This is a genomic window from Klebsiella sp. K-Nf6 (assembly GCF_002806655.1).
Lineage (GTDB): Bacteria > Pseudomonadota > Gammaproteobacteria > Enterobacterales > Enterobacteriaceae > Klebsiella > Klebsiella variicola.
This window is the reverse complement of the sequence record NZ_PIBN01000003.1, coordinates 122,257-132,978: the sequence shown is the minus strand read 5'-3', so window position 1 is coordinate 132,978 and position 10,722 is coordinate 122,257. Positions and strand designations below refer to the sequence as shown.

Sequence of the window (10,722 nt, the reverse complement as noted above, 5' to 3'; positions counted from 1 at the left end):
CGACGTTAATGATTACAGAAACAATGCTTTATCGCGCAGGATATGATCGTTACCGCGACGGCGGGTGAAGCCAATCCGATCGAAATACTCCAGGATTTGGATCGCCAGCTTCCGCCCGACGTTTAAGGTATCGCGGAAATCCGCGGCGCAGGTTGATCCGCGCAGCTGATCCAGCTCGCGCACCCGCTGGGCGAACTGCACAATGCGATCGTTGCGGTAGTAACGATCCTTGACGATCGCGGTAATCATCCCCTGCTGCGCCGCCTGGCGCAGCACCGCGCGCATCAGGGACTCTTCAACATGGACTTCGCGCGCGAGATCGCGCACCCACCAGGGGTCATCGCCGAACAGGGTTTCCACCTTCTGCCAGACCGCCTGCTGCTCGTCGGTAAACCCGGCTTTATGCTCCGGCAAATGCAGCCAGCCGTGATGGCTGTGGACTATGCCGCTCTCGCGCATCTGCTCAATCAGCAGCAGCACCAGCGCTTCATCTTCCATCGGCAGCGCGATGCGACGCAGGCGCTCCCGGCCCGGACCAGGCTCGTCGCGATGCTGCTCATGGTAGCGCGCCAGGGCTTCCAGCAATTTTCGCTGCCAGCGGGCGGCAAGCGGGGCACTGAGCAGGCGCTGTCCGGCCTGCAGATAGTCCGGTCGCTGGATCAAGGCCGCCATTCCGGCTTCGCTGAGCTGCCGTGCCCAGGCGAAGCGCTCAAGCCGGACGGCATCCCGCTGCAGATGCAGCTCAAGCGCCTGCGCATCGTCAGCGCCGACCGCCGCCAGAGCGTGCAGCCACTGCAGATATTCCGGTTTACGTTTGCCGCGGCGCGGAGGATCCAGCGTCACCACCCGTGCGCCGGCCAGCGTCATACGCGCAGAGATATCGCGGAGCACCAGCCGGTCGTTATCCGCCAGCCACAGCGGGGTATCCAGCACCAGCTCCGCCAGATTGCCCTCGAGGAGCGACACCCGGCCGGTAATGTGGCTGGCAGCGTGGTGAATATGCAGCGGCTGCCACTGGCTGAGCGGCGTATGGCACTGCAGCTCGACAATCACCCGTTCTGCAGGCTCCGGCGGCGGTGAGGACAACAGCCAGTCGCCGCGGTGCACTGCCTCTTTCTGCGCATCGCCGACAATATTCAGCGCAATGCGCTGCCCGGCGTGCGCCTGCTCAACCGCTTGATTCTGGGCATGCAGACCACGCACGCGCATCGGCGTGTTCACGCCGGTGAGCCACAGGGTATCCCCGACCCGTACTTCGCCGGAGAGCGCCGTCCCGGTGACCACCAGCCCCGCGCCTTTGACGGTAAAAGCGCGGTCCAGCGCCAGGCGAAACCGCTGCTGCTGCGGGTGGGGGCGCTCCGCAAGCTGCAGCAGATGGCTGCGCAGTTCGGCAATACCGATGTTTTCCGCCGCCGCGGTGGGAAAGAAAGCGACGGCGTCAAAGCCCAGCTCGCGCAGGGTCTGCTCGACCTCCGCCTGCACCTCCGCCACCCTGTCGGCCGCCACGCGGTCCGTTTTGGTCAGCGCCACGGTCAGCGTCGGCTTTCCGGTCAGCTGCAGGATCGCCAGGTGTTCGCGGGTTTGCGCCATCACCCCGTCATCGCAGGCCACCACCAGCAGCGCATGGTCAATACCCCCCACCCCCGCCAGCATGTTGGACAAAAACTTTTCGTGCCCGGGAACGTCAATAAATCCCAGCACCCGCCCGTCCGGCTGCGGCCAGTAGGCATAGCCGAGATCGATCGTCATTCCCCGCGCTTTCTCTTCCGGCAGACGATCGGCATTCACGCCGGTTATCGCCTGCAGCAGCGTCGTTTTGCCGTGGTCAACATGTCCAGCGGTGGCAATAATCATCGTAACAACATCTCCATAAACCGGGTTTCATCTTCCAGACAGCGCAGGTCCAGCCAGAGCCGACCGTCATCAATGCGGCCAATCACCGGGCACGGCAGTGCGCGCCAGCGGGCCGCCAGTGCCGCCAGCCGGCTGCCGCGGCCGTCATGCGGGGTAAAAGTCAATGCCGCGCTGGGCAGGCGGTCGACGGGTAACGAGCCGCTGCCAATCTGCGACTGGCAGGCTGCCACGCTGACGGCAAAATCAGCATAGTGTGCCGCCAGGTCAGGCTGCAGGCGTTCAGCCAGCCGACGGATCTCTTCCGCCGGACGGGTGAGCAAGCGCAGCGTCGGTAATCTCTCCGTCAGCACCTCCGGGTGCTGATAGAGGCGCAGCGTGGCTTCCAGCGCCGCGAGGGTCATTTTATCCGCGCGCAGGGCCCGCTTCAGCGGATGGCTTTGCAGCCGGGCAATCAGCGCGCGTTTGCCGACGATAATTCCGGCCTGCGGGCCGCCGAGCAGCTTGTCGCCAGAGAAACTGACCAGGCTCACCCCGGCGGCGATCATCTCCTGCGGCATCGGCTCCTTCGGCAGGCCATACTGGCTGAGATCCACCAGCGACCCGCTGCCCAGGTCAGCCACCACCGGGACGTCCAGTTCGCGGCCAATGGCCGCCAGCTCCGCTTCGTCGACGGCTTTGGTAAAGCCCTCAATACTGTAGTTGCTGGTGTGAACCTTCATCAGCAGCGCAGTATTGTCATTCACCGCCTGGCGATAGTCTTTGGCATGGGTGCGGTTGGTGGTACCCACTTCGTGCAGCTGACAACCCGCCTGGCGCATCACGTCGGGAATGCGAAATGCCCCGCCGATCTCCACCAGTTCGCCGCGGGAGACCACCACTTCGCGGCCGCTGGCGGTGGCCGCCAGCATCAACAGAACGGCCGCCGCGTTGTTGTTCACAATGCAGGCATCTTCCGCGCCGGTGATCTGGCACAGCAGATCAGCAATGGCGCGATCGCGATGGCCGCGCCCGGCGTCGTCGAGATCATATTCGAGCGTCACCGGCGCGCGCATCGCGCTGGCGACCGCCTCCACGGCCGACTCCGCCTGAATGGCGCGCCCGAGATTGGTATGCAACACCGTACCAGTGAGATTAAACACCGGACGCAGAGCGCTCTGCTGGCCGGCGGTGAGCCGCTGCGCGCAGGCGTGCAGCCAGTCATGGCTCCAGTCAGGAAGCGTCTGCCGTTGGCTAATCTGTTCCCGTGCCTCATCCAGCATCTGGCGCAGCTGCGCCACCACCTGCGAATGGCCGTGCTGCGCCAGCAGGGGAGAAAAAGCGGGGTCGCGTAGTAAGCGGTCAATGGCCGGAAGCCGGGTATAAAGCGCACGAATATCGGTAGTCATGAATGGGCCTGGCGGTAAGTTATTTTCCCCCCTCCCGACGGGAGAGGGAGTCAACAATCAGTGGCGATTGTAACGCCTCCCTGCGCAAACTGTTACCTGCCTGGGTCAAGTCCGCGGCGGTTCGGTACGCGCAAAGCTGGCGCGCTGGAACAACGCATCCACCAGCTTCACCAGCTGCGGCCGGGTGGCGCACCAGCCGGGCGCTACCCGGCGAAAGTTCAGATAAGCAATGGCGCAGGCCGTGGAAATGGTCGCCAGATTGACCTCGTCGCCGCGCAGCGTTCCATCTGCCGCGCAGGCTTCCAGCCTGTCGAGGCCACGAGCCACTTTCTCCCGCTGGCGGAGCAGCTCTTGTTCTGACTGCTGCGCGCCAGGGCGGGCTTTTTCGCGCACCAGCGCCTGGGCGGCCTCCATGACCCCATCCGCCAGCGCTTCAAGCTGACGCATCCTGAGAGCGGCTCTGGGGTCGGCGGGGATCATCGGCGGCGCCACGCCCAGCAGCTCCAGATACTGGGCGATGACCGGGGAGTCAAACCAGCACTCACCGTCGTCCGTCACCAGCGCCGGCACTTTGCCCAGCGGATTATAGCGCGCCACACCGTTGCTTTCGCTGTAGGGGGATTCGTTGACAAACTCAAAAGGGATGCGCTTTTCCAGCAGGATCACGGAGATTTTGCGCACAAAGGGACTGGTGTAGCTGCCGATCAGTTTCATAGCCTGCTCCTTATCGCCAACAAATTATCGCCAACAAAGATATGAGTATGGCTCAGGGCGGGGCAAAAGGCAGGTGAGCATCCCGCTCAACCTGCCGCCGATCGCATTAATGATCGAGATAGAGGTAGTGCATCCAGCTGGTCATGCGCAGCAGCACTTTACGCATTACCGAGACGTGGGTGAAATGGTCGGAGTAGACTGCCACCTGCGCGTAGATGCCATCGGGTAGCGCATCAATTTCGGCATTGGGGTCGAGCTCAATGGTCGCCAGCACGCCATCACTGCCCGGCGTCACGGTCAGCGACTGCAACGCCCCTTGCGCCTGATAACTTCCCCCCGGCACCACCGGTAAAATGCTCACCAGTTTGCCGTGGAACACCTGCCCGGGCAGAGCATTAAACACCGCTTCCGCATCGTCTCCTTTCTCCAGCCTTAACAGGGAGTTTTGCCTAAACTGGGCGACGATCAGCCGTTTTTGCTCCGGGATAAATACCATTACCGGGCGCAGCGGCAGCGAGGCGGCATAGGTCCCCGGGCGGATCAGCACCTGGGTGATATACCCATCGCTGGGCGCCCGCACAGTGGTCTGGTCGAGATTGTATTTCGCCTCCGCCAGTTGGGCGCGCAGGCTAACCACTTGCGACTGCTCGCCATTGATCATGCTGTCCAGCTGGCTCTGGATCTGCGCCTGCTCCGCTACCGACGCCTTGACCAGCGCATCCTGGGCAAGATAATTCTGCCTGGCGTTATCAATGTCGCTTTCCGAGAACGGGTTCACCCGCGCCTGGCTCCCTTTCAGGTAGCGCTGATAGTCCTTGTATAAGCGATCGCGTTCCGCCGACACGCGGGTGGTGTTGGCCTGGGCTTCAGAGAGCTGCGCCTTGAGGGTGTTAATACTGTGCCGCGCCGTCACCAGGTCGGCCTGCAGACGGTCGACCCGCGCCTGATAGCGCGCCGGGTCAATAGTAAAAAGCACCTCGCCCTTTCTGACGCGCTGATTCGCTTTGTCAGTGACGCTGTCAACCACTCCGGTAACCTGCGGCGTAATAGGAATAGATATCACCGCCTTTTGCGCCAGAAAGGTGTACGGGTGGTTATAGTTCATTAATAAAATAAGCGCGCTAACAATAAATACCCCCCCCAGCGCCGCGGTAGGTACCGTCCATTTATTTACCGGTATTTTGAAGATTTTAAATATCGACCAGGCGATGGCCACGTAGGTCAAAATTATCAACAGATCCATAGATTATTTCTCCGCCGCAGAGGTGGACTGTGGCCGCTGGATGGCCGCCACCTGGTGTTCAAGGTCGCTCAGTCGTTGGCGAAGCTGTTGTATATCGGTCTCTTTTTCAGGTTCGTCAGGGTCCGTATTCACCTTATGCTGCATGCCCCAGCCGCGCTCAGGCTGGTACAACGTGGCCCAAATCCATAAAAACGGCCAGATGACGTGGAGAGTAAAAAGACTGACCCATCCGGCGACATGAATAGCATCGGAATGAGGGTGGTTGCGTTTTTTGGCGATCAAATAAGGAATATCGTGAATAATGATAATTCCATAAAAAATGACCAGAAAAACGAAGATCAGAACGCCCAGCGCAAAATAATTGAGAAACATAATTCCCTCGGCTTTACGCTAATAATTTATATGAATTTTATTCACGACCCACTGACATTCGGGCCGCTATTTTGAGCATAATTCACGCCTTTCATTTTTGCCATCCGGCGTAAAAAAGTTATTCAGCAGTTAAGGTTGCTTAGTTACAGAGTCATCCCGACGTGGAAGCAAAACCGGGCCGAGATCACAGCGGCGAAAATCCCCCGCGAAATTTTTTGTGATCAAAATCACAAACAAACAACAAAACCACGAAACAAAATTGTGACAAATATCACACAAAAAGGCAGATCAGCGGCTAAAAAGGCGCTGTGTTGTTTTTTTACACAGGCGTTATGTGATCAACATCACTACAAAAACCGCTTTGCCCCCTATATTCATGTGATCCGTATCACACAAAAGGGCGCTGGCTGGACAGCTTAACGATTCAGTGCCAGATTTCGCACTATCAATCAGGGTCCGGCTACCTCTGCCGCCACATTAACAACAAACCTCGGGCTTTTAGCCTGCGCGATACGCAAAACAGAAGAAGGGGTGTTTTATGTCATCCGATATCAAGATCAAGGTGCAAAGCTTTGGTCGTTTCCTCAGCAATATGGTGATGCCGAATATCGGCGCGTTTATCGCGTGGGGTATCATCACCGCGCTTTTCATTCCGACAGGGTGGTTGCCAAACGAAACGCTGGCGAAGCTGGTCGGTCCGATGATCACCTACCTGCTGCCCCTGCTGATCGGTTACACCGGCGGTAAATTAGTCGGCGGCGAACGTGGTGGCGTGGTCGGGGCGATCACCACCATGGGCGTTATCGTCGGCGCGGATATGCCGATGTTCCTCGGCTCAATGATTGCCGGCCCGCTGGGCGGCTACTGCATCAAGAAGTTCGATAACTGGGTAGACGGTAAGATCAAATCCGGTTTTGAAATGCTGGTGAATAACTTCTCCGCTGGCATCATCGGGATGATCCTTGCCATCCTGGCCTTCCTCGGCATCGGCCCGGCGGTTGAAGTTCTGTCGAAAATTCTGGCGGCTGGCGTTAACTTTATGGTGGCGCACGACATGCTGCCGCTGGCGTCTATCTTCGTGGAACCGGCAAAAATCCTGTTCCTCAATAACGCCATCAACCACGGTATCTTCTCGCCGCTGGGTATTCAGCAGTCCCACGAGCTGGGTAAATCCATCTTCTTCCTGATTGAAGCTAACCCGGGTCCGGGGATGGGCGTTCTGCTGGCGTACATGTTCTTTGGCCGCGGCAGCGCAAAACAGTCTGCAGGCGGGGCGGCGATCATCCACTTCCTGGGGGGTATCCATGAAATCTACTTCCCGTACGTGCTGATGAACCCGCGTCTGATCCTGGCCGTTATCCTCGGCGGGATGACCGGTGTCTTCACCCTGACCATCCTCAACGGCGGTCTGGTCTCTCCGGCTTCCCCGGGCTCTATCCTGGCAGTGCTGGCGATGACGCCGAAAGGGGCCTACTTCGCTAACATCGCCGCGATTATCGCAGCGATGGCAGTCTCCTTCGTGGTCTCTGCGGTTCTGCTGAAGACCAGCAAGGTAAAAGAAGAAGACGATATCGAAGCCGCGACGCGTCGTATGCACGACATGAAAGCGGAATCCAAAGGCGGTAGCCCGCTGGCGGCCGGTAATGTGACCAACGACCTGAGCCATGTGCGTAAAATCATCGTCGCTTGCGACGCCGGGATGGGCTCCAGCGCCATGGGTGCCGGGGTACTGCGCAAGAAAGTGCAGGATGCCGGACTGAGCAACATCTCGGTCACCAACAGCGCAATCAATAACCTGCCGCCGGATGTTGACCTGGTCATCACCCACCGCGACCTGACCGAGCGCGCCATGCGCCAGGTACCGCAGGCGCAGCATATTTCGCTGACCAACTTCCTCGACAGCGGTCTGTACACCAGCCTGACCGAGCGTCTGGTCGCGGCCCAGCGGCACATCGACAACGAAGTCAAAGTCACCGATAGCCTGAAAGACAGCTTTGATGATGGCGACAAAAACCTGTTCCAGCTGGGCGCGGATAACATCTTCCTCGGTCGCAAAGCGGCCACCAAAGAAGAAGCCATTCGCTTCGCCGGCGAGCAGTTGGTGAAAGGCGGCTACGTCGAGCCGGAATATGTGCAGGCGATGCTGGACCGCGAAAAACTGACCTCAACCTATCTCGGCGAGTCCATCGCGGTACCGCACGGCACCATCGAAGCGAAAGACCGAGTGCTGAAAACCGGCGTCGTCTTCTGCCAGTACCCGGAAGGCGTGCGCTTTGGGGAAGATGAAGACGATGTCGCCCGTCTGGTCATCGGCATCGCGGCCCGCAACAACGAGCATATTCAGGTTATCACCAGCCTGACTAACGCCCTGGATGACGAAACCGTGATTGAGCGCCTGGCGAAAACCACCAGCGTCGACGAAGTTCTGGCACTGTTGAATAAATAACCAAAGCGGTCCATTCCCTCTCCCTTTGGGAGAGGGTTTGGGTGAGGGGAAAAGCCTCACCCCAGCCCTCTCAGGTAAAAACATTAATTGAAGGTTAATACTATGAAAGCATTACATTTTGGCGCAGGTAATATCGGACGTGGCTTTATCGGTAAATTGCTGGCCGACGCGGGCATCGAACTGACGTTCGCCGATGTCAATCAGACCGTACTTGATGCCCTGAATGCCCGTCATAGCTATCAGGTTCACGTCGTCGGTGAGAATGAGCAGGTGGATACTGTCTCCGGCGTCAATGCCGTCAGCAGCATCGGCGATGAGGTTGTGGACCTGATCGCTGAGGTGGATCTGGTCACCACCGCCGTCGGTCCCGTCGTACTCGAGCGCATCGCCCCGGCCATCGCCAAAGGGCTGGCGAAGCGCAAAGCGCAGGGCACCGAACGCCCGCTGAACATTATCGCCTGCGAAAATATGGTGCGCGGCACCACGCAGTTAAAAGGCCACGTATTTAACGCGCTGGCCGAAGAAGATAAAGCGTGGGTTGAAGCCCATATCGGCTTTGTCGACTCTGCCGTTGACCGTATTGTGCCGCCATCGGCTTCCGCCACCCATGACCCGCTGGAAGTCACCGTGGAAACCTTCAGCGAGTGGATTGTCGATGAGACCCAGTTCAAGGGCGCGCTGCCGACTATCCCGGGAATGGAATTAACTGATAACCTGATGGCATTTGTCGAACGCAAGCTCTTCACCTTGAACACCGGGCATGCTATAACCGCCTACCTCGGAAAACTGGCGGGCCACCAGACGATTCGCGACGCGATCCTCGACGAGAAAATTCGTGCCGTCGTGCAGGGCGCGATGGAAGAGAGCGGCGCGGTGCTGATCAAACGTTACGCCTTTGACCCGCAGAAACACGCGGCTTATATCCAGAAAATTCTTGGACGTTTCGAGAACCCGTACCTGAAAGACGATGTCGAGCGCGTTGGCCGTCAGCCGCTGCGCAAACTGAGCGCCGGCGACCGTTTAATTAAGCCGCTGCTGGGTACACTGGAATACGGTCTGCCGCACCGCAACCTGGTGAAAGGGATTGCGGCGGCGATGCATTTCCGTAGCGAAGACGATCCGCAGGCGCAGGAGCTGGCGGCATTGATCGCCGACAAGGGGCCGCAGGCCGCGCTGGCGCAGATTTCCGGCCTGGATGCCGCAAGTGATGTCGTCGCGGAGGCCGTTAACGACTACAACGCGGAAAAATGATGCACAACCTGGCGCGACCAACGTCGCGCCCATTACGACTCCTGTCAGATATGCAGGCAATGATGGAAGAAACACAAGCATTTGAAAACCGTGTGCTTGAGCGTCTGAATGCTGGCAAAACCGTACGAAGCTTCCTGATCGCCACCGTCGAACTGTTAACGGAAGCGGTCAATATTCTGGTGCTTCAGGTGTTCCGTAAAGACGACTACGCGGTGAAATACGCCGTCGAGCCTTTGCTGGAGGGCAGCGGGCCGCTCGGCGATCTCTCTGTACGCCTGAAGCTGATTTATGGCCTTGGGGTGATAAGTCGTGCCGAATATGAAGACGCCGAACTGCTGATGGCCCTGCGCGAAGAGCTCAACCACGACGGCAATGAGTACAGCTTTACCGACGACGAAATTATCGGTCCGTTCGGCGAGCTGCACTGCGTCGCCGCCCTGCCGCCAACGCCGCAGTTTGATGACAGCGATGCAGAACTGCTGGCAATGCAGAAGCTGCGTTACCAGCAGATGGTGCGCTCAACAATGGTGTTGTCCCTGACTGAGCTGATTTCGCGAATCAGCTTAAAAAAAGCCTTCCGGAAATCAACGCTCTGATTCCGGCTCCGTCTGGTCGCAGGTCGGCCGGTAAAGCTGACGATAATATTCCAGACGCTGCAGAAACAACGCTTCCTTATCCTGGGGAATATCTCGCGGTATATGCTGCAGACGCGGAGATTTTTTCAAATACTCCATAAACGCCTGACTGGAAGCCATAAAATCAACCGCTTTATCGATTAAACGTGGTACGCCGTCGCCGATCTTTGCCATCACGTCCTCCTTTTGGGAATAATCTTAATAAGCATTAGTCAAATCACCGGCGCGGGTTAAGGAAAACGTGCTTATCCGCCGACAGGCTTCACAGAAATGAAATTAGACCAGGTGTTAGGCAGAATATTAATAAAATTCAAATTATTAGCTAGTATGAGTATCCCATTCTGACGGCGATAAACGGCGAATTTTTGATAAATAACTATCAACAATGGCGGTCACGGCACATACTATAGGCGAATGAAGCCCCTTTATTAACAGATTAAGTCACCATGAAAGAAGTCGAAAAGAATGAAATCAAGCGTCTGAGCGACCGTCTCGACGCCATCCGCCATCAGCAGGCCGAGCTGTCGCTGGTGGAAGCCGCCGACAAATACGCCGAGCTGGAAAAAGAAAAAGCCACCCTGGAAGCCGAGATTGAACGTCTGCGTTCCGTCCAGAGCCAGAAGCTGAGCAAAGAGGCGCAGAAGCTGATGAGTCTGCCGTTCCGCCGCGCGATTACCAAAAAAGAGCAGGCCGATATGGGCAAGCTGAAGAAAAGCGTTCGCGGTTTGGTGGTCGTCCATCCGATGACCGCCCTGGGCCGGGAAATGGGTCTGCAAGAGATGACCGGTTTCGCCCGCAGCGAATTCTGATCCCCTGCCCTCT

General features: G+C 58.2%; 10 protein-coding genes. 4 read left to right on the top strand and 6 right to left on the bottom strand.

Translation table 11 applies throughout. From position 1 onward, the window contains the following. Window positions 1-12: 12 nt before the first annotated feature. The 5 genes from selB to CWM61_RS07020 all read right to left on the bottom strand — a co-directional run bounded on the left by selB (window position 13) and on the right by CWM61_RS07020 (window position 5,568). On the bottom strand, window positions 13-1,854 hold the full coding sequence (gene selB, locus CWM61_RS07040; RefSeq protein WP_100630979.1) for a selenocysteine-specific translation elongation factor: 1,842 nt from the start codon (window positions 1,852-1,854) through the stop codon (window positions 13-15). Then, window positions 1,851-3,239: an L-seryl-tRNA(Sec) selenium transferase gene (gene selA, locus CWM61_RS07035; RefSeq protein ID WP_100630978.1), complete on the bottom strand. Its 1,389-nt coding sequence runs from the start codon at window positions 3,237-3,239 to the stop codon at window positions 1,851-1,853. Before selA ends, selB begins: the two co-directional genes overlap by 4 nt. A 105-nt stretch (window positions 3,240-3,344) precedes the next feature. Further along, window positions 3,345-3,953, bottom strand: coding sequence for a glutathione S-transferase (locus tag CWM61_RS07030; RefSeq protein WP_004145238.1), 609 nt, complete (start codon window positions 3,951-3,953; stop codon window positions 3,345-3,347). Between the two features lie 106 nt (window positions 3,954-4,059). Beyond that, entirely contained in the window at window positions 4,060-5,196 is a 1,137-nt protein-coding gene (locus CWM61_RS07025; RefSeq protein WP_100630977.1) for an HlyD family secretion protein, read from the bottom strand. A gap of 3 nt (window positions 5,197-5,199) precedes the next feature. Next, window positions 5,200-5,568, bottom strand: coding sequence for a DUF3302 domain-containing protein (locus CWM61_RS07020; RefSeq protein ID WP_100630976.1), 369 nt, complete (start codon window positions 5,566-5,568; stop codon window positions 5,200-5,202). A gap of 538 nt (window positions 5,569-6,106) precedes the next feature. Here CWM61_RS07020 and mtlA point away from each other — a divergent pair. From mtlA to mtlR, 3 genes are all read left to right on the top strand, one after another. After that, window positions 6,107-8,014 (top strand): PTS mannitol transporter subunit IICBA, encoded by a 1,908-nt coding sequence (gene mtlA / locus CWM61_RS07015; RefSeq protein ID WP_061152975.1) that lies wholly within the window; start codon window positions 6,107-6,109, stop codon window positions 8,012-8,014. A gap of 102 nt (window positions 8,015-8,116) precedes the next feature. Then, window positions 8,117-9,265, top strand: a complete 1,149-nt coding sequence (gene mtlD, locus CWM61_RS07010; RefSeq protein WP_100630975.1) for a mannitol-1-phosphate 5-dehydrogenase — start codon at window positions 8,117-8,119, stop codon at window positions 9,263-9,265. After that, window positions 9,265-9,861 carry a mannitol operon repressor MtlR gene (gene mtlR / locus CWM61_RS07005; protein ID WP_100630974.1) on the top strand — a complete coding sequence of 199 codons (597 nt, stop codon included), beginning with the start codon at window positions 9,265-9,267 and terminating at the stop codon, window positions 9,859-9,861. Before mtlD ends, mtlR begins: the two co-directional genes overlap by 1 nt. Here mtlR and CWM61_RS07000 read toward each other — a convergent pair. After that, window positions 9,850-10,074 (bottom strand): hypothetical protein, encoded by a 225-nt coding sequence (locus tag CWM61_RS07000; protein ID WP_012540317.1) that lies wholly within the window; start codon window positions 10,072-10,074, stop codon window positions 9,850-9,852. The genes mtlR and CWM61_RS07000 overlap by 12 nt on opposite strands. 272 nt (window positions 10,075-10,346) lie before the next feature. Between CWM61_RS07000 and CWM61_RS06995 the strand changes: the two genes are divergently transcribed. Next, window positions 10,347-10,709, top strand: coding sequence for a YibL family ribosome-associated protein (locus tag CWM61_RS06995; protein ID WP_061152973.1), 363 nt, complete (start codon window positions 10,347-10,349; stop codon window positions 10,707-10,709). Window positions 10,710-10,722: the final 13 nt, after the last annotated feature.